At 59.4% G+C, this 20,975-nt stretch carries 19 protein-coding genes; 10 read left to right on the forward strand and 9 right to left on the reverse strand.

The genetic code is table 11. The features are described 5' to 3' along the window. Positions 1 to 394: 394 nt before the first annotated feature. Positions 395 to 793, forward strand: coding sequence for a YkgJ family cysteine cluster protein (locus SOP97_RS15055; RefSeq protein ID WP_274087687.1), 399 nt, complete (start codon positions 395 to 397; stop codon positions 791 to 793). A gap of 198 nt (positions 794 to 991) precedes the next feature. On the opposite strand, the gene cptA is transcribed toward SOP97_RS15055, so the two are convergent. The 3 genes from cptA to thiI all read right to left on the reverse strand — a co-directional run bounded on the left by cptA (position 992) and on the right by thiI (position 6,336). Then, a complete protein-coding gene (gene cptA / locus SOP97_RS15060) occupies positions 992 to 2,746 on the reverse strand; it encodes a phosphoethanolamine transferase CptA (protein WP_274087621.1) in 1,755 nt (584 codons plus the stop codon). Positions 2,747 to 2,904: 158 nt separating this feature from the next. Beyond that, positions 2,905 to 4,725: a translational GTPase TypA gene (typA, locus tag SOP97_RS15065; RefSeq protein WP_274087622.1), complete on the reverse strand. Its 1,821-nt coding sequence runs from the start codon at positions 4,723 to 4,725 to the stop codon at positions 2,905 to 2,907. A gap of 156 nt (positions 4,726 to 4,881) precedes the next feature. Continuing rightward, a complete protein-coding gene (gene thiI, locus SOP97_RS15070; protein WP_322949912.1) occupies positions 4,882 to 6,336 on the reverse strand; it encodes a tRNA uracil 4-sulfurtransferase ThiI in 1,455 nt (484 codons plus the stop codon). Positions 6,337 to 6,665: 329 nt separating this feature from the next. Between thiI and glnA the strand changes: the two genes are divergently transcribed. From glnA to ntrC, 5 genes are all read left to right on the forward strand, one after another. Further along, positions 6,666 to 8,075: a type I glutamate--ammonia ligase gene (gene glnA / locus SOP97_RS15075; protein ID WP_322949915.1), complete on the forward strand. Its 1,410-nt coding sequence runs from the start codon at positions 6,666 to 6,668 to the stop codon at positions 8,073 to 8,075. A gap of 185 nt (positions 8,076 to 8,260) precedes the next feature. Further along, complete coding sequence (locus tag SOP97_RS15080) at positions 8,261 to 8,824, forward strand: DUF4124 domain-containing protein (RefSeq protein WP_322949917.1); 564 nt, start codon at positions 8,261 to 8,263, stop codon at positions 8,822 to 8,824. 3 nt (positions 8,825 to 8,827) lie between these two features. Continuing rightward, positions 8,828 to 9,448 carry a DUF4124 domain-containing protein gene (locus SOP97_RS15085; protein ID WP_322949919.1) on the forward strand — a complete coding sequence of 207 codons (621 nt, stop codon included), beginning with the start codon at positions 8,828 to 8,830 and terminating at the stop codon, positions 9,446 to 9,448. A gap of 207 nt (positions 9,449 to 9,655) precedes the next feature. Further along, positions 9,656 to 10,741, forward strand: coding sequence for a nitrogen regulation protein NR(II) (gene glnL, locus SOP97_RS15090; protein ID WP_411912072.1), 1,086 nt, complete (start codon positions 9,656 to 9,658; stop codon positions 10,739 to 10,741). Then, positions 10,738 to 12,171, forward strand: coding sequence for a nitrogen regulation protein NR(I) (ntrC, locus tag SOP97_RS15095; protein WP_322949921.1), 1,434 nt, complete (start codon positions 10,738 to 10,740; stop codon positions 12,169 to 12,171). Before glnL ends, ntrC begins: the two co-directional genes overlap by 4 nt. 289 nt (positions 12,172 to 12,460) lie before the next feature. Here ntrC and SOP97_RS15100 read toward each other — a convergent pair whose 3' ends face one another. Continuing rightward, positions 12,461 to 12,892 carry a hypothetical protein gene (locus SOP97_RS15100; RefSeq protein ID WP_274087628.1) on the reverse strand — a complete coding sequence of 144 codons (432 nt, stop codon included), beginning with the start codon at positions 12,890 to 12,892 and terminating at the stop codon, positions 12,461 to 12,463. Here SOP97_RS15100 and trmL point away from each other — a divergent pair. Then, entirely contained in the window at positions 12,891 to 13,379 is a 489-nt protein-coding gene (gene trmL, locus SOP97_RS15105) for a tRNA (uridine(34)/cytosine(34)/5-carboxymethylaminomethyluridine(34)-2'-O)-methyltransferase TrmL (RefSeq protein ID WP_322949924.1), read from the forward strand. The two genes, SOP97_RS15100 and trmL, sit on opposite strands and share 2 nt — an antisense overlap. A gap of 65 nt (positions 13,380 to 13,444) precedes the next feature. Here trmL and secB read toward each other — a convergent pair whose 3' ends face one another. The 3 genes from secB to SOP97_RS15120 are packed head-to-tail and all read right to left on the reverse strand — an operon-like array spanning position 13,445 to position 14,641. Continuing rightward, positions 13,445 to 13,930, reverse strand: coding sequence for a protein-export chaperone SecB (gene secB / locus SOP97_RS15110; protein WP_322949926.1), 486 nt, complete (start codon positions 13,928 to 13,930; stop codon positions 13,445 to 13,447). A gap of 41 nt (positions 13,931 to 13,971) precedes the next feature. After that, positions 13,972 to 14,226: a glutaredoxin 3 gene (gene grxC, locus SOP97_RS15115; RefSeq protein ID WP_274087631.1), complete on the reverse strand. Its 255-nt coding sequence runs from the start codon at positions 14,224 to 14,226 to the stop codon at positions 13,972 to 13,974. A gap of 1 nt (position 14,227) precedes the next feature. Continuing rightward, positions 14,228 to 14,641 (reverse strand): rhodanese-like domain-containing protein, encoded by a 414-nt coding sequence (locus SOP97_RS15120; protein WP_322949928.1) that lies wholly within the window; start codon positions 14,639 to 14,641, stop codon positions 14,228 to 14,230. Between the two features lie 143 nt (positions 14,642 to 14,784). On the opposite strand from SOP97_RS15120, the gene gpmI reads away from it, so the two are divergent. The 3 genes from gpmI (at position 14,785) to SOP97_RS15135 (ending at position 19,032) form a co-directional block, all read left to right on the forward strand. After that, a complete protein-coding gene (gene gpmI, locus SOP97_RS15125; RefSeq protein ID WP_322949930.1) occupies positions 14,785 to 16,320 on the forward strand; it encodes a 2,3-bisphosphoglycerate-independent phosphoglycerate mutase in 1,536 nt (511 codons plus the stop codon). 125 nt (positions 16,321 to 16,445) lie between these two features. Further along, positions 16,446 to 17,690, forward strand: coding sequence for a murein hydrolase activator EnvC family protein (locus SOP97_RS15130; protein WP_322949932.1), 1,245 nt, complete (start codon positions 16,446 to 16,448; stop codon positions 17,688 to 17,690). Positions 17,691 to 17,730: 40 nt separating this feature from the next. Further along, entirely contained in the window at positions 17,731 to 19,032 is a 1,302-nt protein-coding gene (locus tag SOP97_RS15135) for a S41 family peptidase (RefSeq protein ID WP_322949934.1), read from the forward strand. A gap of 72 nt (positions 19,033 to 19,104) precedes the next feature. On the opposite strand, the gene SOP97_RS15140 is transcribed toward SOP97_RS15135, so the two are convergent. Both SOP97_RS15140 and SOP97_RS15145 read right to left on the reverse strand, forming a co-directional pair. Beyond that, a complete protein-coding gene (locus SOP97_RS15140; RefSeq protein ID WP_322949935.1) occupies positions 19,105 to 19,860 on the reverse strand; it encodes a substrate-binding periplasmic protein in 756 nt (251 codons plus the stop codon). 137 nt (positions 19,861 to 19,997) lie between these two features. Continuing rightward, positions 19,998 to 20,753, reverse strand: coding sequence for a substrate-binding periplasmic protein (locus tag SOP97_RS15145; RefSeq protein WP_322949937.1), 756 nt, complete (start codon positions 20,751 to 20,753; stop codon positions 19,998 to 20,000). Positions 20,754 to 20,975: the final 222 nt, after the last annotated feature.

The following is a 20,975-nucleotide window of genomic DNA, read 5'->3' on the forward strand; positions in this document are numbered from 1 at the left end:
GGCACTGCCAGGGAGAACAGCTGTATGTGATCGCCCGTCACATCCGGCAAGCACGCGGAGAAGCCCAAAAGACGGGTCATAGTTGTAATACGCAAGGGCCTTCCTGACCTCTAACGCCGAACAATTGAAGGCGCTAACCATACTGCAAAATCGTTAAAGGGCCTGCCTTTATTTCTGCGTGCAAGCGCTACCCGGTACTCGGCTGGCAAACAGACGCCGCGCCGCCGAGGCAGCCGCATCCTATCTAATAGCGCGAAACACTCGACGCATCAGCGCAAACAAGACCATTCCTCCGCCACGCAGCCGTACAAAAGATGACCAGCGAGCAGATTGTCATTCCAAAAAACTTCAGGCCCGCTATCATCGCCCGCCGCCTAACCGACGCACGCCCTCGCTGATGAAAAACAACCTGATTGCCGCAGCCGAACTCGACCGCCTGGACACCTGGGCCAAATACACTGCTGACATGTGCCACAGCTGCATGTCCAGCTGCTGCACGCTGCCGGTCGAGGTGCGCCTCAACGACCTGATCCGCATTGGCGTGGTCGACGAGTTTGAGCGCAGCGAGCCGCTGAAAAATATCGCCAAGCGCCTGCAAAAAGACGGCCTGGTCGAACGTTTCCACCAGAAGTCGGGCATCTTCACCCTGGTGCGCATGAGCAACAACGACTGCTACTACCTCGATCGTAAAACCCGCCTGTGCACCATCTACGAAAAGCGCCCGGACACCTGCCGCAACCACCCGAAGATCGGCCCGCGCCCAGGTTATTGCGCGTACAAGCCAAAGAGCTAAGTAACGGGGTTGAGCGGATGCGCGGCGCAATCGCTCGCCTGGAAAAACGTGTGCGCTAGCGCCCTGAACGCCTTAAGCACGCAGCCCGTCTGCGACTAAAAAACGCATCTGCACCATCATCAACAGTCCCTGCGGCCACTAAAAAGCCCCCATCAACATCTGCTGACGGGGGCTTTTTAGTGATCAATGTCCAGTGAATTACAGCTCAGCCGCGCGCGCCTCATCACGTTGGGCTAAGCGCCCTGCACTGGTCTTGGGCTTGATCAGGCTGAAATCGATCAGGCTCTTAGGCTGCGCGGGGTTGCCGATCAGTAGCGGCATTGCTTGGAAGTCACTGCTCACCACGCTCTTGTGCGCGTCGTACTCATCAAAGCTCAGGCCGGCCAAGTCGGCCCAGGTGTGGATAAAGTGCGATGAGCTGTACGGCCGCGACAGCGTGGCGGTGAAGTCACGGGGTTGCTGCGCCTGCCACTGGGGCGAATTCCACAAGATAAACGGCACGGTGTACATCGGGCTGGTCGGCGCGGCCTCGTTACGGCCCAGCACGTCGGGCTTGGGTGCATCGAATACCGCTTCGCCGTGATCAGAGAGGTAGAGCAACATGCCATTGGCCTGCGCGCCTGCTAAATCCTTGATCAAGCTGGCCACCACATGGTCGTTATACAGCACCGCGTTGTCGTAGCTGTTATAGGTCGGCAGCTGATCATCCGTAACATTGGCCGGGACACCAGCACGGTCCGTAAAGCGTTCGAACTCAGGCGGATAGCGGTACTGGTAGCTCATGTGCGTGCCCAACAGGTGCACCACAATAAATTTGCGCGGCGCGCCATCGGCCAGCACCCTGGCAAAAGGCGCCAGCACGTCACCGTCATACTGGCGGGCGTTCTGTTCACGGTTATTGTTCAGGTAAAACTGCTCATCTGCCTGCTCAGAAAAGGTCGTGAGCATGGTGTTGCGCTTGGTCATGGTCTGCTGGTTGGTGATCCAGTAGGTCTTGTAGCCCGCCTGCTTCATCAGGTTGATCACCGATGGCGTGGTCAGGTAGCGCTCGGGGTGTTCCTGATCGGCAAAGGTCAGCACCTGCTGCAAGGCTTCGATGGTGTAAGGACGCGGGGTCACCACGTTATCAAACACCTGCAACTGATCGCGCAGTGCATCCAGCTCCGGTGTGGTCGCACGCGGGTAACCATACAGGCTCATGCGCTGACGGTTGGTCGACTCACCGATCACCAAAACCAACGTAGCGGGCTGTCCCGCATGGGTATCCTGCAAATTGGCCAAGGGTGGGATGCTGGCGTTTTCAGCCAACAGCACCTGCATATTGGCCAGTTGCTCACTGTAATTCTTATAGCCCACCGCCAACTGCCAAGGCGTGGCCGCTTCAATGCGCTGGGCAAAGTTATCAAAGCCTGCCTGCCAGCTGTCGTGTTTAGTGAACTGGCGTAGTGCCGGATAGCCCACCGAGACGAACACCGCCAGGGCCGCCGCAAACAATGCGCCAGGACGCGACAGGTAGACCGGACGCACCTTGCGCCACAACAGCCAACCACCCAGGCCATAGGCCGCGAAGGCTGGCAGCATCCACCAGGCGAAATACTGAATCAGGTACTCGCGGCTCTCATTCATGTTCGATTCGAACATGATAAAAATCACGCTCTGCGAGAACTCCTGACCGTAGACCAGAAAGTAGCCAAAACTGCCCAACGAGCACAGCCACAGCAATGTGCCAATCACCGCCGCCAACTGGCGGGCGCGGGCCGGCCACAGCAACAACGGCACCAGCCACAACGCGCTGACCAGAAATGCCTGACGAAAGCCGGAAAACCCCGCCGTACCGGTCAGCTGAATCAATAACTGGGTAACGCCGGAGAAATACCAGAAGAATAAAAAAGCCCAGCCTAACCCAGCCCAATCCACGCGCTGGCGCGGCGACGCTTGTAATGCTGCAGACATGGCGACCTCATGACATCTAAATGACTGCGGTCTTTATGCCAGCCGCTCTGTGAAAATTCCGTCAAACACCCTGATTCAGTGAGCAATTTTTTACCCACCCAAGAAAAAGCCCCCGCCGGCTCTCGCCGGCGGGGGCTTTTCAGTTAGCTAGAACTGGATCAGTTCTTGGCTTTCTTGGCAGCGCGGGTACGCTCGCCTTCGTCGAGGATTTTCTTACGCAGACGGATCGACTTCGGCGTCACTTCACACAGCTCGTCGTCCTGGATGAATTCCAGAGCCTGTTCCAGGGTGAAGCGAACAGGTGGAACCAGCGCGATGGTTTCGTCTTTACCCGAAGCACGCATGTTGTCGAGCTTCTTGCCCTTGGTAGGGTTAACGCCCATATCGGTGTCACGGCTGTTCAGACCGACGATCTGACCGTTGTAGATTTCCTGACCGTGCTCAACAAACAGCTTGCCGCGTGCTTGCAGGGTTTCCAGGGAGTAGGTCAGTGCCTTGCCGGTTTCAACCGAAACCAGAACGCCGTTCTGACGACCGGACATCTGGCCCGACTTCATGGTGTCGTAGCGATCGAAGATCGAGGTCAGGATGCCAGCACCGTTGGTCAGGGTCAGGAACTGGTTACGGAAACCGATCAGACCACGCGCAGGGATGTTGTATTCCAGACGTACACGGCCTTTTCCATCCGGCACCATGTTGGTCAGGTCGCCTTTACGCAGGCCCATTTCTTCCATGACCTTGCCCTGGGATTCTTCCGGGGTGTCGATGGTGACGTTCTCGAACGGTTCCTGCTTCACGCCGTCGACTGTACGGATGATCACTTCCGGACGACCCACACCCATTTCGAAGCCTTCGCGACGCATGGTTTCGATCAGTACCGAGAGGTGCAGCTCACCACGGCCGGAGACCTTGAACTTGTCAGCGCTGTCGCCTTCTTCAACACGCAGGGCCACGTTGTACAGCAGCTCTTTGTCCAGACGCTCTTTGATGTTGCGGCTGGTAACGAACTTGCCTTCTTTACCGCAGAACGGCGAATCGTTGACCTGGAAGGTCATGGATACGGTTGGCTCGTCAACGGTCAGCGGGGTCATCGCCTCAACATGGTTGATGTCGCACAGGGTGTCGGAGATGAACAGCTGGTCCATACCGCTGACGCAAACGATGTCGCCGGCGCCTGCTTCTTCAACGTCTACACGGTGCAGGCCATGGTGACCCATCAGCTTGAGGATACGACCGTTACGCTTCTTACCGTCAGCGCCAATCGCCACAACTGGGGTGTTCGGCTTGACCTTGCCACGCGCAATACGGCCAACGCCGATGATGCCGAGGAAGCTGTTGTAGTCCAGTGCGGAGATTTGCATCTGGAACGGACCATCAACGTCAACCGCTGGGGCCGGCACGTTGTCGACGATGGACTGGTACAGCGGGTCCAAGTTCTCGCTCATTTCAGCGTGATCCAGGCCAGCAACACCGTTCAGGGCCGAGGCGTAGACGACTTTGAAGTCCAGCTGATCTTCGGTCGCGCCGAGGTTGTCGAACAGGTCGAAGATCTGGTCCAGAACCCAATCAGGACGCGCACCCGGACGGTCAATCTTGTTGATCACGACGATCGGACGCAGGCCGGCTTCGAAGGCCTTTTTGGTCACGAAGCGGGTTTGCGGCATCGGGCCGTCTTGGGCATCAACCACCAGCAGCACGGAGTCAACCATCGACATCACGCGCTCTACTTCGCCACCGAAGTCGGCGTGGCCGGGGGTGTCAACGATGTTGATGTGGTAGCCACCCCAGTTGATCGCGGTGTTCTTGGCCAGAATGGTAATGCCGCGCTCTTTTTCCTGGTCGTTGCTGTCCATCACGCGCTCGTCGTTGAGCTCGCTGCGTTCCAGGGTGCCGGATTGACGCAGCAGGGCGTCAACCAGGGTGGTCTTACCATGGTCAACGTGGGCAATGATGGCGATGTTGCGTAGTTTCTCGATCACGTGTGTATCTCAATCAGAGGATTCGGTGTGCCGCCTAGTGTAGGCGGCGAGTATTAACTAAATGCGATTTCTGCTCGGCGGCGTAAAAGCCTGCTTCACGCCGCCGGTATGTCGGGAGGGCGATGGCGAATGCTACCGCCATTCAACCCAGGCGTCTTATGTCGGACGATAAACGCGCACATTGGCATGCCCCTCGCTCAACAGGTGATGGGCATGCAAACGGCTCATGACGCCCTTATCGCAATACAGCAGGTATTGCCGCGCGTCATCCAGTTCTTTAAAGCGGCTGTTCAACGCATAGAAGGGCAGCGATTGCACCTCTATACCGGGCAGTTCGAGCGGATGCTCTTCGGCATTATCCGGGTGACGGATATCGATGATGACCTGGCCGGCCAGCGCTTCGCTGACCTCCTCAACCTTAACGTCCTTGCCCAGCTCGTCGATCACTTTGTCGATCGGCAGCAAGGTCGCACGCTCTAGGGCGCGGTCGAGGACCGCCATGTCGAACTGGCCCTCTTCATGCTCGACCCGCGGCTTCTTCGCCCGAGTGGTCGGGTTGACCGAAATCACCCCGCAGTATTCCGGCATGTGCTTGGCAAATTCGGCGGTGCCGATCTGCGTGGCGGTGTCGATGATGTCTTGTTTATGGCTGGCCAGCAGCGGACGCAGCACCAGCATATCGGTGGCAGAGTCGATTACCGCCAGGTTGGTCAAGGTCTGGCTGGAGACTTGGGAGATCGCCTCACCGGTCACCAGCGCCTCAATCTGCAGGCGCTCAGCCATGCGTGTAGCCGCGCGCAGCATCATGCGTTTGAGGATCACGCCCATGTGGCTGTTATCGACTTTGCCGAGAATCTCGCCGAGCACTTCCTCGAATGGCACGCTGATAAACAGCACGCGCTGCGAGCTGCCGTACTTTTGCCAGAGGTAGTGCGCCACTTCCATCACGCCCAGCTCGTGAGCACGACCGCCGAGGTTAAAGAAGCAAAAATGCGTGACCAGGCCGCGGCGCATCATCTGGTAGGCGGCAACGGTGGAGTCGAAACCACCGCTCATCAACACTAGGCTCTGCTCCAGCGAACCCAGTGGATAACCGCCCAACCCTTGGTGCTGGTGATGAATCACGAACAGGCGCTGGTCGCGGATTTCCATGCGCACCACAACGTCGGGGTCTTTCAGCGAGATACCGGCCGCACCACACTGCTGACGCAGCTGGCTGCCAACATAGCGCTCGATATCCATGGAGCTGAACGCATGTTTGCCGGCGCGCTTGCAGCGTACGGCGAAGATTTTGCCCGGCAGTTGATCAGCGAAGTGCTGTTTGCACTTCGCCAGCACGTCATCAAAGTCACCCAGCGGGTATTCATCGACCTGCAAAAAATGCGTGATGCCCGGCGTGCAGCTCAGGCGTTCGATCATCGCCTGCAGGGTCTTCGGCTCACTGATCAGGGTTTCGACTTCCAGGTTGTCCCACACACCGCTGACCTGCAGCTGTGGATCGAACTCACGCAAAACCGAACGAATGTTCTTCGCCAGCTGCCGGATAAAGTGCTTACGCACCGGCCGACTTTTAATGGTGATTTCTGGGAAGACTTTAACGATCAGTTTCATGAAAACTATGAGTGCCGAGGCCGCGAAAAAACAGGGGCGCGGATTATAGCGGAAATTGCTCACGCTTTGATCAAAAATCCTCACACCACCCATCAGTGCACTATTTGTGTGCATTACGCAAATACAGCGAACCATAAAGGTGCGCATATTACCTAAACAGCACCTAGCAACCGCCGCGAGCCCTGACTTTCAGGGCGCCCACCCAATTCCGTGCACTGGCATGCAATTTGCTCCCTTGTGAGGCAAGGTACGCCGACGGACTATGCCGGCGCGCCGTACCATATTATTGAGGGGCTCAGCATTCGAGCCTTAGCCACCTGGAGGACAGCATGTCGAAGTCGATTCAACTTATTAAAGAACACGACGTGAAGTGGGTTGACCTGCGCTTCACTGACATTCGCGGCAAGCAGCACCACATCAGCATGCCAGCACGCGACGCACTGGACGAAGACTTCTTCGAAGTCGGCAAGATGTTCGACGGCTCCTCCATCGAAGGCTGGAAAGGCATCGAAGCCTCCGACATGATTCTGCTGCCGGATGACAGCTCTGCGGTACTGGACCCATTCACCGAAGAGCCCACTCTGATTCTGGTGTGCGATGTGATTGAGCCGTCTACCATGCAGGGCTACGAGCGCGACCCACGCGCCATTGCCAAGCGTGCCGAAGAGTTCCTGAAGACCACCGGCATCGGCGACACCGTATTTGTTGGTCCAGAGCCTGAGTTCTTCATCTTCGACTCCGTTAAGTTCAAGTCGGACATGTCTGGCTCGATGTTCAAGATTTTCTCCGAACAGGCCTCGTGGAACAGCGACGCTGATACCGAAGGCCGCCAGGGCAACAATGGCCACCGCATCGGCGTGAAAGGCGGCTACCTGCCGACTCCACCAGCCGACTCGGATCACGAAATCCGTACCGCCATGTGCAACGCTCTGGAAGAAATGGGCCAGATCGTTGAAGTGCACCACCATGAAGTAGCCCCTGGCCAGAACGAAATCGGGGTGAAATTCAACACTTTGGTTGCCAAAGCTGACGAAGTGCAGACCCTCAAGTACTGCGTACACAACGTCGCCGAAGCTTACGGCCGCACTGCCACCTTTATGCCGAAGCCGCTGTATGGCGACAACGGTTCAGGCATGCACGTACACATGTCCATCGCCAAAGATGGCAAGAACACCTTCGCCGGTGAAGGCTATGCGGGCCTGTCCGACACTGCCCTGTACTTCGTTGGCGGCATCATCAAGCATGGCAAGGCGCTGAACGCGCTGACCAACCCGTCCACCAACTCCTACAAGCGCCTGGTGCCAGGCTTCGAAGCGCCAGTGATGCTGGCTTACTCGGCACGCAATCGCTCGGCATCGATCCGTATTCCTTACGTCGCCAGCCCGCGCGGCCGTCGTATCGAAGCACGCTTCCCAGACCCGGCAGCCAACCCGTATCTGGCATTCGCTGCTCTGCTGATGGCAGGTATCGACGGTATCCAGAATAAGATTCACCCTGGCGATGCTGCCGACAAGAACCTCTACGACCTGCCACCGGAAGAGTCCAAGCTGATTCCGCAAGTGTGCGGCAGCCTGAAAGAAGCACTGGAAGCACTGGAAGCCGACCACGACTTCCTGCTCAAGGGAAACGTCTTCACCAAGGACTTCTTGGAATCCTTCACCGAGCTGAAATCGGAAGAAGAAGTTAAGGTTCGCACCTTCGTACACCCGCTGGAATATGACCTGTACTACAGCGTCTAACACCGCACGCAACACAAGAGGCCACCTTCGGGTGGCCTTTTTGCATCTGTATTCTGCCCACTGCCAAGCACCCAGCGCCTTTAAGCCCGATGTTTTCTGCGCCGGTATACGCCACACCATCTGCGCGCTTGCCAGGGCGCCTAAGCAGTGCAACGCTTAGGGCACATTAACTGGGAGAGTCCGGCATGCGCCCTCTACTCATCTGCCTACTGCTGAGCCTGGCATTGCCGGCCAGTGCACAGATCTACAAATACACCGACGCCAATGGCAACACGGTATTCACCGACCAGCCGCCAGAAGGCCAAGCGACAGAAAGTATCGCGCTACCCGCCACCAATAGCGTATCGATGCCAGTGCCCAGCGCTCCAGCTGCACCGCCAACCGACAACACCCTTGAAAAGGCGGCGCCTTACAGCACCTTGCAGCTGACGGGCCTACCCACGGATGAGGCCATGCGCGCCAACAATGGCACCTTCAGCGTCGGGGTGACGATAGAGCCGCGCCTGGCCAATAATCACCGTCTGCGCCTGCTGCTCGATGGCAAGCCCTATGGCCAGCCGAGCAACGTGCCGCGCCTGCAAGTCAGTAATGCCGACCGCGGCGAGCACAGCCTGGCCGTGGAAGTGCTAAGCGGCGAGCAGTCGATCCAGCAAAGCGCCACCACCACCTTTACCGTGCAACGGGTCAACACCAGCAGCCCGGCCCTGCGACCGCCAGCACCTACGCCAAAACCCAAACCGGCGCCCTAACCTATGCGCAACCTGTTGTTCTGCGGCCTGATGCTGCTGGCCCTGCCCTCCCTGGCGCAGGTCTATACCTATGTAGACGCCGAAGGGAATCGCGTTTTCACTGACAAACCCAAGTCGGGCAATGCCGAGCGCGTCGAGCTGGCGCCGAGCAACTCAATGCCGGCGATCCAGACACCCACCGCCACCCAGGTTGTAAGCACCCCACCAGAACCGGCGCAGCGTTACAGCCTGCTGCGTATTCTGGTACCGCAGCCCGACGCCACCATCCGCGACAGCGCCGGCAACCTGATTGTCAGCATCAACAGCGAGCCCGGCCTGTTTACGCAGCACAGCTATCGCCTGCTACTGGACGGCAAACCCGTGGGCGAAGTGGGCAGCAGCCCAGTGTTCCCGCTGGAGAATATCGACCGCGGCACTCATCAACTGGCGGTGGAAGTTATTGACCAGGCAGGTCGCATCATCGAGCGCACGCCCACTCAACCCTTCCATATGCAGCGCATTTCCCTGGCGCAGAAGCGTAAGGCCAATCCCTGCAAAAAAGCGGATTACGGCGTACGCCCGGAATGCCCGCTGAAGGACAAGCCACCGGAAAAGAAAGACATCCCTTTCGTTCCGTTCATCTAACAGACCAGGGCGCACCAAACCAGTGCGCATATTGCCCGGCATTTCTATACTCTCCCTGTTTTGGGTCGCGTCATACGGCCCCGCTGCGCTGAAAAGCAGCTAATTTCCGGCATCCCACGGCCAAACACGCTTCTTTTCGGGGCTTTGGTTTGCTTCTTGCATTTTCCAGCTGCATTGCTGGAACCCAAGGGTCTGCTGACATCCACTATGATCATCAACGACGCACTGCATCGCCTGCTACTGGACAACCTGACCACTGCCACGCTGCTGCTCAACGACGACCTGCGCCTTGAGTACATGAACCCGGCAGCGGAGATGCTCCTCGCCGTCAGCGGCCAGCGCAGCCATGGCCAGTTCATCAGTGAGCTGTTTACCGAGTCCAGCGAAGCGCTGAGTGCGCTGCGCCAGTCCGTACAGAACGCTCATCCGTTCAACAAACGCGAAGCCGTGCTGACCTCGGTTAACGGCCAGACGCTGACCGTCGACTACGCCGTGACCCCGGTCCTCAGCTGTGGGGAAACCCTGCTGCTGCTTGAAGTGCACCCGCGCGACCGCCTGCTGCGCATCACCAAGGAAGAGGCGCAGCTGTCCAAGCAGGAAACCACCAAAATGCTGGTGCGCGGCTTGGCCCATGAAATCAAGAACCCCCTCGGTGGCATCCGCGGCGCCGCGCAGTTACTGGCCCGCCAACTGCCCGAAGAGAGCCTCAAGGATTACACCAATGTGATCATCGAGGAGGCCGACCGCCTGCGTAATCTGGTGGACCGCATGCTCGGCTCGAACAAGCTGCCCTCGCTGGCCATGACCAATGTGCATGAAGTACTAGAGCGCGTATGCAGCCTGGTAGAGGCCGAAAGCCAAGGCAGCATCATTTTGGTGCGTGACTACGACCCGAGCATTCCGGATGTGCTGATCGACCGCGAGCAGATGATCCAGGCGGTGCTGAACATCGTACGCAATGCCATGCAGGCTCTCGCCGCGCAGAGCGACCTGCGCCTGGGGCGCATCACCTTACGCACCCGCACATTGCGCCAGTTCACCATTGGCCATTGCCGCCATCGCCTAGTAACCAAAATCGAAATTATCGATAACGGCCCCGGCATCCCCGCCGAACTGCAAGAAACCATCTTCTACCCCATGGTCAGCGGGCGTGCCGACGGCACCGGGCTGGGCCTGGCCATTACCCAGAACATCATTAGTCAGCACCAAGGCCTGATCGAGTGCGAGAGCCATCCTGGCCATACCGTGTTCTCGATCTTCCTGCCTCTGGAACAAGGAGTAACGCCGTCATGAGCAGCAGTGAAACCGTCTGGATTGTCGATGACGACCGCTCTATCCGCTGGGTCCTGGAAAAGGCCCTGCAACAGGAAGGCATGACCACCCAGAGTTTTGACAGCGCCGACGGCGTCCTCAGCCGCCTGGCGCGGCAGCAGCCCGATGTCATCCTCTCCGATATCCGCATGCCCGGCGCCAGTGGCCTTGAGCTGCTGGCGCGCATTCGTGAAATGCACCCGCGCCTGCCCGTGATCATCATGACCGCGCACTCCGACCTCGACAGCGCCGTGGCCTCCTATCAGGGCGGTGCGTTTGAATACCTACCCAAGCCATTCGACGTTGACGAAGCCGTCGCCCTGGTCAAGCGCGCCAACCAGCACGCCCAGGAGCAACAAGGCCTTAGCGTACCGGTCGAGCAGCCCCCCACGCCGGAGATCATCGGTGAAGCACCGGCGATGCAGGAGGTGTTCCGCGCCATCGGCCGCCTCTCACACTCCAACATCACCGTGCTGATTAACGGCGAGTCCGGCACGGGTAAGGAGCTGGTCGCTCATGCCCTGCACCGCCACAGCCCACGGGCAGCCTCACCGTTTATCGCCCTGAACATGGCGGCGATCCCCAAAGACCTCATGGAGTCCGAGCTATTCGGCCATGAAAAAGGGGCCTTTACCGGCGCAGCCAATCAACGTCGCGGGCGCTTCGAGCAGGCCGACGGCGGCACCCTGTTTCTCGACGAAATCGGCGACATGCCGGCCGATACGCAAACCCGCCTGCTGCGCGTACTGGCGGACGGCGAGTTCTACCGGGTCGGTGGTCACACCCCAGTCAAAGTAGATGTGCGCATCATTGCCGCCACCCACCAGAACCTGGAAATACTGGTGCAAGCCGGCAAGTTCCGCGAAGACCTGTTCCACCGCCTCAACGTGATTCGCATCCACATCCCACGCCTGTCTGATCGCCGTGAAGACATCCCCACCCTGGCCCGGCATTTTCTTAGCCGCGCCGCGCTGGAGCTGGCCGTTGAACCAAAACTGCTGAAAAGTGAAACCGAAAACTACCTGGCGCAGCTACCTTGGCCGGGTAACGTGCGCCAACTGGAAAACACCTGCCGCTGGATTACCGTCATGGCCTCAGGCCGTGAGGTGCATGTTGGCGACCTACCGCCCGAGCTGCTCAGCCAGCCACAGGAAAACGCCCCGGCCAGCAGCTGGGAACAGGGCTTGCGGCAGTGGGCCGAGCAGGCACTGGGCCGCGGCCAATCCAACCTGCTGGATACGGCGGTGCCGGCCTTTGAGCGGATCATGATCGAAACCGCGCTCAAGCACACCGCCGACCGCCGCCGCGATGCGGCCGTACTGCTGGGCTGGGGGCGCAACACCCTGACGCGCAAAATCAAAGAGCTGGGCATGAACGTCGACAGCAGTGATGACGAGGATGGCGACGACTGAATCGCCGCCACGCCGCGCACCATACAAACGGGCCCATTACAGGGCCCGTTTTCATTACGGCGGTAATTGCACCCAGCGTGCATCAAAGCAATGCATACGCACCGCTGCGCTGCACAGCGGCGGTTCAACCACCAGCTCCCGCACGCCGCACAAACCGCCCCATGCCACCTGAAACCTAGTATTTACAGGGCCTGCGGCAAACGTAATAAAACTGGCACACAGTCTGCATAGACTCATACAATCCCAGTTTCGGGGACCTTGGTACAGGCAGGCCGGGGAATCCCCTCTTTTATTGCTCCACCAAGCTGACCAGCAGCCGCCAGCGCCCGTCCACCTCTTCAGCGCGCCACTCGCCGCGCAAAGGACGGGCCGCCAGCACTCGCAACAGTAAATCCTTTCTTTCGCGCTGCAACCGCCAATTGGCCAAGCGCCCCTGCACCTGCAACTGGCCTTGTTGTTCGCGGCCAAAACTCTCTAGCCGCAGGATAAAAACGCCTCCCGCATGCTCTTCGCGCGGCACCGGCTCGACGTTGAACCACAGTTCAAGACCCTGCTCACGCACCTCAACCCGCTCCAGCCAGAGCGGGTCTGGCTGGAAAAGCCGGCCGATCATCAAGCCGATCAAAAAACCAAATAACGCCAACGAACCGATTACCCGCACCCACGGACGTGGCCGCGGGTCTGTAGAATGCTGCTCGCCTTCAAGCTCGGAGCCGCGCATGTTTCACGTCATCCTTTTTCAACCGGAAATTCCACCGAATACCGGCAACATTATCAGGCTCTGCGCCAACAGCGGCTGCCACCTGCACCTGATCGAACCCCTGGGCTTCGACCTGGATGACAAACGCCTGCGCCGCGCCGGCCTGGACTATCACGAATACGCCACACTGCAGCGCCACGCCGACCTAGCCAGCTGCCTGGCAAGCCTCGGTCAGCCGCGTGTATTCGCGTTCACTACCAAGGGCTCGCAAGCGTTCCATCAGGTCAGCTATCAACCCGGCGACGCCTTCCTGTTCGGCCCGGAAAGCCGCGGCCTGCCCCAGGAGGTGCGCGACAGCCTGCCCCCCGAGCAACGCGTGCGCCTACCAATGCGCGACGGCTGCCGCAGCCTCAACCTGTCCAATACTGTTGCCGTGGCGGTGTACGAGGCCTGGCGCCAGCATGAGTTCGCCATGCCCGAGGCGATGACCGCAACGTCGCAGGAATAGACCGCCTTATTTTGACTGCCAATAAAAAAGCGCCTTCAGGCGCTTTTTTATTGCATGGCAGCGGCTCAGTGAGCAACGGCAGGCGCAGCGGCCTGCTGCATGCGCTGCAGCTCTTGCGCGTACAGCGCATCGAAGTTCACCGGGGCCAGCATCAGCGCCGGGAAAGAACCCCGCACTACCAGGCTGTCCAGCGTCTCGCGGGCATACGGGAAGAGGATGTTCGGGCAGAACGCACCGAGGGTATGGCTCATCGAGGCGGCGTCCAAACCCTGGATCAGGAAGATCCCGGCCTGCTGCACTTCAGCAATAAACGCTGTCTCTTCACCGTTTTTCACGGTTACCGAGAGCGTCAGCACCACTTCGTGGAAGTCACCGTCCAAGGACTTCTGGCGAGTGTTGAGGTCCATGGCGACGCTCGGCGTCCACTCTTGGCGGAAAATTTCCGGGCTCTTCGGCGCTTCAAAGGACAGGTCACGCACGTAGATGCGCTGCAGGGAGAATTGCGGGGTCTGTTCGCCCTGAGCGGCGCCGTTGCTAGCTTGTTCTGTCATGGCAAAGCCTTCTTGTCGTTAGGTACGGATAAACAGGGAAGTTAAACCTTGAGCAGCGCGTCGAGCTTGCCGGCGCGCTCCAGGGCATACAGGTCATCGCAGCCGCCCACATGGGTGGTGCCAATCCAGATTTGCGGCACCGAGGTCTGGCGTGCCTTGCGGGTCATTTCCGCACGCACGTCCGGCTGACCGTCGACCTTGATTTCTTCAAACGCCACGCCCTTTTTCGCCAACAGCTGCTTGGCGCGGGTGCAATACGGGCACCAATCGCTGGAGTAGATGACGACAGGCTGCATCTCACTTCACCAGCGGCAGGTTGTCGCCACGCCAGCTGGCAATGCCACCTGACAGTTTGGCGGCAGTGAAACCGGCCTTTTTCAGGTCACGGCAAACCGTGCCGGCATGCTGACCCATGGCGTCGACCACGATCAGCGTCTTGGCCTTGTGCTTGTCCAGCTCAACCATACGACCTGCCAGCTTTTCGTAGGGGATATTCAGCGCACCGACGATATGCCCGGCAGAAAAATCCTTCTGCCCGCGAATATCCAGCACCACGCCCTGCTCGCTGTTAACCAGCGCAGTCAGCTCGCGGCTGCTCAGGCTCTGCCCGCCCTTACGCGCTTCGGTGAAGATCAGCAGTGCAAGCACGGTCACAAACAACCCGCTCAGTACGTAGTGAGTAGTGGCAAATTCAATCAAGTTGGCGAGCATTGTGCGGTTCCGGGGCGGTAAAATGTCGGCCAGTATACACAGCCACACAGGCCGGCCAAACCCTGCCCGACGGTGACGTTTGCCACACATGGCCGTAAAATGCCCAGCCTTTATTCGCCCCTCACGCAGAGCGAGCCTGCTTTATGAGCGCCACGCCCAAACCCTTGGTACTGATCATCCTCGATGGCTTCGGCCACAGTGACAGCCCCGAATCCAACGCCATCATGGCGGCCAACACGCCGGTCTACGACCATCTGCGCGCCACCCAAGCCCATGGTCTGATATCCGGCTCAGGCATGGATGTCGGCCTGCCGGACGGCCAGATGGGCAATTCCGAGGTCGGTCATATGAACCTCGGCGCGGGCCGCGTGGTGTACCAGGACTTCACCCGGGTGACCAAAGCCATCCGCGATGGCGAGTTCTTCGCGAACCCAACCATCACCACGGCGGTGGACAAGGCCGTTAGCGCCGGCAAGGCCTTGCACATCCTCGGCTTACTTTCAGAAGGTGGCGTACACAGCCATCAGGACCACCTGGTGGCCATGGCTAAGCTGGCCGCCCAGCGCGGTGCAGAGAAAATCTACCTGCATGCGTTTCTCGACGGCCGCGACACCCCGCCGCGCAGTGCACAACCGTCCATCGAGCTGCTCGATGCGGCGTTCGCCAAACTGGGCAAGGGCCGCATCGCCAGCCTGATCGGCCGCTACTTTGCTATGGACCGCGACAATCGTTGGGACCGTGTCGAGCAAGCCTATCAACTGCTGGTCGACGGCAACGGCCAGTTCAACGCGGCCACTGCCGTCGAGGGCCTGAACGCAGCGTATGCCCGCGATGAAAGCGACGAGTTCGTCAAAGCCACCACCATCGGCGAGCCGGTGCAGATGGAAGACGGCGATGCCGTGGTGTTTATGAACTTCCGCGCTGACCGCGCCCGTGAACTGACCCGCGCCTTTGTCGAGCCCGGCTTCAAGGAGTTCGAACGCCCGCGCGTCCCGCAGCTGGCCGACTTCGTCATGCTCACCCAATACGCCGCCAGCATCCCGGCGCCCAGCGCCTACAAACCGGAAGCGCTAACCAACGTGCTCGGCGAATACCTGGCGAATAACGGCAAAACCCAGCTGCGCATCGCCGAAACCGAGAAGTATGCCCACGTCACCTTCTTCTTCTCAGGCGGCCGTGAAGAACCCTTTGCCGGCGAAGAACGCATTCTGATTCCCTCGCCGAACGTCGCCACCTACGACCTGCAGCCGCAGATGAGTGCACCGGAAGTCACCGACAAAATCGTCGATGCCATCGAACACCAGCGTTATGACGTAATCATCGTCAACTACGCCAACGGCGACATGGTCGGCCACACCGGCGTGTTCGCCGCCGCTGTAGCCGCTGTGGAATGCCTGGACAGCTGTGTCGGCCGCATCGTCGCCGCGCTGGACAAGGTTGGTGGTGAAGCGCTGATCACCGCCGACCATGGCAACGTCGAGCAAATGGCCGATGAGAGCACCGGTCAGGCGCACACCGCGCACACCTGCGAACCGGTACCGTTCATCTACGTCGGCAAACGCCCAGCGGCTATCCGCCCGGGCGGCGTGCTGGCCGATGTGGCGCCTACACTGCTGACGCTGATGGGCCTGCCAGTACCCGCGGAAATGACCGGCACCAGCATTGTCGAGCTGAAATAACCCTGCACTCCGCAGGCCAGGTGCAACGCCTGGCTTGCGGGCTATCGCAACGTGACGTTGACCATGGCTCCAGGCCATTTTTTAGGCATACTAGGCACGTTCTTCATTCAGGTGCTGCCAGCCCCATGTTTCGTGCCCTCGCTCTTATTTTCCTGACCCTCCTGCTGACGCCTGCGATTGCCGACGAGAAGAGCGATGCGCAAAAAAAACTGGACGCCGCCCGCGCCGATATCAGCGAGCTCAAGCAACTGCTGGAGAAGCTGCAGCTGGAGAAATCTGGCGTGCAGAAAGACCTGAAAAAAACCGAAAGCGAAATGGGCCAGCTAGAAAAGCAGGTCAACGGTTTGCAGCAGGACCTGAAAAACAGTGAAGAGGAAATCCAGCGCCTCGATAGCGAGAAAAAAAAACTCCAGGGCGCACGCCTTGAGCAACAACGCCTGATTGGCATCCAGGCCCGCGCCGCTTACCAAAGCGGCCGCCAGGAGTACGTCAAGCTGCTGCTCAATCAGCAAAACCCGGAAAAATTCTCGCGCACCCTGACTTACTACGATTACCTCAGTGAAGCGCGCATGGAACAACTCAGCGCCTTCAATGAAACCCTGCGCCAGCTCGCCAATGTCGAGCAGGACATCGTCAACCAGCAAGCCACGCTGCTCGAACAGAAAAGCGCCCTGGATGGCCGCCGAGAACAACTCGCCAGCGTGCGCAAAGAACGTCAGCTGGCCCTGGCCAAACTGAGCAAGGAATTCTCCGCTCGCGACCAGAAGCTCAAAGCCCGCCAGCAGGAACAAGCCAATCTGGCGCGGGTGCTAAAAACCATCGAGGCCACACTCGCCCGTCAGGCTCGCGAGGCCGAAGCGGCGCGCCAGCAAGCGCTGCTGGCGCAACGTGAGCAACAACCGAGCACGCCTGGCAAACCTGCCAGCAGTGGCCCACTGGTCAGCGCTGGCGCAAGCTTCGGCGGGCCATTCGCCAAAGCCCGCGGCAAGCTGCCCTGGCCGGTCAATGGCCGCCTTGTGGCACGCTACGGCACGCCTCGCGGTGGTGATGCGCGCACCAAATGGGACGGCGTACTGATCGGTGCCGCTGCCGGCAGCCAAGTGCATGCGGTGCATGGTGGGCGCGTGGTGTTTGCCGACTGGTTGCGCGGGGCCGGGCTTCTGGTCATTCTCGACCATGGCAACGGTTACTTGAGCCTCTATGGGCATAACCAAAGCCTGCTCAAAGACGCCGGCGACGTGGTCAAAGCCGGTGAAGCCATCTCCACCGTCGGCAACAGCGGCGGCCAAGACAGCTCGGCGCTGTATTTCGCTATTCGCCAGCAGGGCCGCCCGATTGACCCCGCACAATGGTGCCGCGCACAAGGATAAGTGCCGCGTTTATCGATTCTGGACCAGGAGTACGTTCAACATGCCGCATCTGTTCCGCCTCACCGCCCTCGCGCTGGCCGTTACCCTGCTGGGCAGCACTGCCGCCGTTGCCGCGCCGGCCACAGCACCAGCAACCGCCAATGACAGCGCGCCATTGCCGCTGGACGAGCTGCGCACCTTTGCCGAAGTCATGGACCGCATCAAATCGGCCTATGTCGAGCCCGTCAGTGACAAGACCCTGCTGGAAAACGCCATCAAGGGCATGCTCAGCAACCTTGATCCGCACTCGGCGTACCTGGAGCCGGAGGCCTTCCGCGATCTGCAGGAAAGCACCAGCGGCGAATTCGGCGGCCTGGGCATTGAGCTTGGTAGCGAAGACGGCTTTCTCAAGGTGGTGTCGCCCATTGATGACACCCCTGCGTCTGCCGCCGGCATCCAACCCGGCGACCTGATTGTGAAAATTAACGGTCAGCCGACCAAAGGCCTGTCGTTGATGGAAGCGGTCGAGAAAATGCGCGGTAAAGCTGGCACAGATATCGAGCTGACCCTGCTACGCGAGGGCGGCAAACCCTTCGATGTCGAGCTAACGCGCGCAGTGATCAAGGTCAAGAGCGTGAAGAGCCAGCTGCTTGACGACGGTTACGGCTACATCCGTATCACCCAATTCCAAGTCAACAGCGGTGAAGAAGTCGGCAAGGCGCTGGCCAAGCTGCGCAAGGACAACGGTAAAAAGCTACGCGGCCTGGTACTCGACCTGCGCAACAACCCCGGCGGCGTGCTGCAAGCCGCCGTGGAAGTTACCGACCACTTCCTCAAGAAAGGCCTGATCGTCTATACAGAAGGCCGCATCGCCAACTCCGAGCTGCGCTTCAACGCCGACCCGGCTGACGCCAGCGAAGGCGTACCGCTGGTGGTGCTGATCAACGGCGGCAGTGCCTCGGCCTCGGAAATCGTTGCCGGCGCCCTACAGGATCACAAGCGCGCGGTACTGATGGGCACCGACAGCTTCGGTAAAGGCTCGGTGCAAACCGTGCTGCCGCTGAACAATGACCGCGCCCTGAAGCTCACCACGGCGCTGTATTTCACCCCCAACGGCCGCTCGATCCAGGCGCAGGGCATCATCCCCGACATTGAAGTGGCGCGCGCCAAGCTGACCCGCGAGCAGGCCGAGAGCGGCATCAAAGAAGCCGACCTGCAAGGCCACCTGGGCAACGGTAACGGCGGCGCAGATAAACCGAGCAAGAGCAAAACGCCGGCCAAAGCCAACCCGCAGGATGACGATTACCAATTGAGCCAGGCCTTGAATTTGCTCAAAGGCCTGAACGTCACCCGCGGCGACTAAAGCCGCCAGGCAGGTACTAAAAAGCCCGGACTTGAGCCATCAAGTCCGGGCTTTTTTATCAACGATCAGGCGCTACAGGTAGTTATTGGTCATCTCGTCGACAAAGCCCTCAGCACGCAGTTCGTCCAGGGCCTTTTGCAGGCGCTGCACCACTTCATCGGGGGTGTCTTTGTTCAGCGCCAGATACAGCTCCGCTTCGTTGAAGCGCAGCGCAGTATTCAAACCACTGACGCCTTCCTGCTTGGCCAGGTAACGCCCAACCGGGTCAGTGGTCGCCCACAGGTCGATCTTACCGCTGAGGAGCTTTTTGATGTTTTCCTGATCGCGCAAGGCGTTGTTCGGCGCCAAACCCTGGCTTTCCAGGTGCTGGCTGACGGCATCGTTCTTGTACGCGCCAATCTGGTACTGCGCAGCGTCCTTAAGGTTGGCGACACTGAGGTTATTGCCCGGCGCCGCTAACAGCACCCAACCGGTCTTGGCCAGCGGCCCAACCCACTTGAACAGCGGCTGGCGCTCAGGCGTGAAGGTGGTGGAGAACAGGCCGTAGTTGGGCTTATCCAGGGTCAGGCGATAGAGGCGATCCCAGGGAAAGCGCAAGGTCAGGGTGTAATTGATGCCGGCTCGCTTGAACATCGCCCGGACGATCTCGGCGCTGATACCGTCAATACCATCATCACGGGCAAAGTTCTTGTCATCCACGGCCATGTTGAACGGTGGGAAGTTCTCGGTCAGCAGCACCACTTTGTAATCATCCGGCAGCTCTGCGCGGGCTGCGTATGCGCTCAGCGCCAGGCCTAACAACAGGCCGGTTTTCAAGGTTTTCAACATAGGTCATTCCGCTCGCATGAATTGTGATTATAGCTAGCGGCATCCCTGCTCGGGCTCGGGCCCGGCGACGTAGGGTACTTAGCGTCAACCATCCTTGGTCGCGGACCGGCTGGTAACCGGCCCGCTGGTTTCACGCATTACAGGTAGTTGTTCAGAATATCGTCAACAAAGCCTTCGCTGCGCATCTTGTCCAACTCGGCTTGCAGTTTCTGCACCACTTCATCCGGCACCTCTTTGTTTAGCGCCAGATACAGCTCGGCGTTGTCGAAGCGCAGAATAGTTTTCAGACCGGAAATACCTTCCTGCTTGGCCAGGTAACGACCGGCAGGGTCGCCCGTGGCCCACAGGTCAATCTGGCCAGCCATCAGCTTCTTAGCGTTTTCTGTGTCACGCAAGGCCGTAACCGGCTCCAGGCCTTTTTCCGCCAGGTGCTGCGCAATGGCGTCGCCCTTGTAGGCACCTATCTGGTACTGCTTGGCGTCTTCCAGGCTGTTTAGGGTAATGGGGCTATCGGCCTTGCCAAGCAGCACCCAGTCATCGGGACCAATCGGCCCGACCCATTTAAACAGCGCCTCGCGGTCAGGCAGACGCGCGGTCACGAACACACCATAGCCGGGCTTTTCCAGCGCCAATTTGTAGATGCGATCCCAAGGGAAGCGCAGGGTCATGTTGTAGTGAATGCCGGCACGCTTGAACATCTCACGGACAATATCCACCGCGATGCCATCAATATTGTCTTCTTGCGCAAAGTTCTTGCCGTTGATTGCCATGTTGTACGGCGGGAAGTTCTCGGTCAGCAGGACCATGCGGTAATTCGGGTCGATTTCCGCCCGAGCACTGCCCGCGAGCACCATAACAGTGCCGGCAAGAGCGGCGAGTAGTTGCTTCAACATGACGTCTCACTTCGTTAGTAGGCCAGAGCTGCAAACGTACTCGGCCAAGTTGGCTTAACCCCGCCTGCAGTAAACCCAGGCACGGGTACATATTCGCTTTGCGTGGATGGCGCCTCGCGCGCGTTAAGTGCTCATTTTGAGCACTGCTGCCGCACATCGCCAGAGGCCGGTGGCCAGGGCAAATAACTACAGCGAACCGCACGCAAACAGGCCGATTTTAGC

It is taken from the genome of Pseudomonas spirodelae (assembly GCF_034653255.1).
Lineage (GTDB): Bacteria > Pseudomonadota > Gammaproteobacteria > Pseudomonadales > Pseudomonadaceae > Aquipseudomonas > Aquipseudomonas spirodelae.

Bases quoted from the DNA above. Each gene is read 5' to 3' on its own strand.
- SOP97_RS15130 (WP_322949932.1), top strand. From the start codon at position 16,446: ATGTTTCGTGCCCTCGCTCTTATTTTCCTGACCCTCCTGCTGACGCCT.
- SOP97_RS15085 (WP_322949919.1), top strand. From the start codon at position 8,828: ATGCGCAACCTGTTGTTCTGCGGCCTGATGCTGCTGGCCCTGCCCTCC.
- SOP97_RS15135 (WP_322949934.1), top strand. From the start codon at position 17,731: ATGCCGCATCTGTTCCGCCTCACCGCCCTCGCGCTGGCCGTTACCCTG.
- SOP97_RS15100 (WP_274087628.1), bottom strand. From the start codon at position 12,892: ATGCGCGGCTCCGAGCTTGAAGGCGAGCAGCATTCTACAGACCCGCGG.
- secB (WP_322949926.1), bottom strand. From the start codon at position 13,930: ATGACAGAACAAGCTAGCAACGGCGCCGCTCAGGGCGAACAGACCCCG.
- glnA (WP_322949915.1), top strand. From the start codon at position 6,666: ATGTCGAAGTCGATTCAACTTATTAAAGAACACGACGTGAAGTGGGTT.
- glnL (WP_411912072.1), top strand. From the start codon at position 9,656: ATGATCATCAACGACGCACTGCATCGCCTGCTACTGGACAACCTGACC.
- ntrC (WP_322949921.1), top strand. From the start codon at position 10,738: ATGAGCAGCAGTGAAACCGTCTGGATTGTCGATGACGACCGCTCTATC.
- cptA (WP_274087621.1), bottom strand. From the start codon at position 2,746: ATGTCTGCAGCATTACAAGCGTCGCCGCGCCAGCGCGTGGATTGGGCT.
- trmL (WP_322949924.1), top strand. From the start codon at position 12,891: ATGTTTCACGTCATCCTTTTTCAACCGGAAATTCCACCGAATACCGGC.
- gpmI (WP_322949930.1), top strand. From the start codon at position 14,785: ATGAGCGCCACGCCCAAACCCTTGGTACTGATCATCCTCGATGGCTTC.
- SOP97_RS15080 (WP_322949917.1), top strand. From the start codon at position 8,261: ATGCGCCCTCTACTCATCTGCCTACTGCTGAGCCTGGCATTGCCGGCC.
- SOP97_RS15140 (WP_322949935.1), bottom strand. From the start codon at position 19,860: ATGTTGAAAACCTTGAAAACCGGCCTGTTGTTAGGCCTGGCGCTGAGC.
- SOP97_RS15120 (WP_322949928.1), bottom strand. From the start codon at position 14,641: ATGCTCGCCAACTTGATTGAATTTGCCACTACTCACTACGTACTGAGC.
- thiI (WP_322949912.1), bottom strand. From the start codon at position 6,336: ATGAAACTGATCGTTAAAGTCTTCCCAGAAATCACCATTAAAAGTCGG.
- SOP97_RS15145 (WP_322949937.1), bottom strand. From the start codon at position 20,753: ATGTTGAAGCAACTACTCGCCGCTCTTGCCGGCACTGTTATGGTGCTC.
- grxC (WP_274087631.1), bottom strand. From the start codon at position 14,226: ATGCAGCCTGTCGTCATCTACTCCAGCGATTGGTGCCCGTATTGCACC.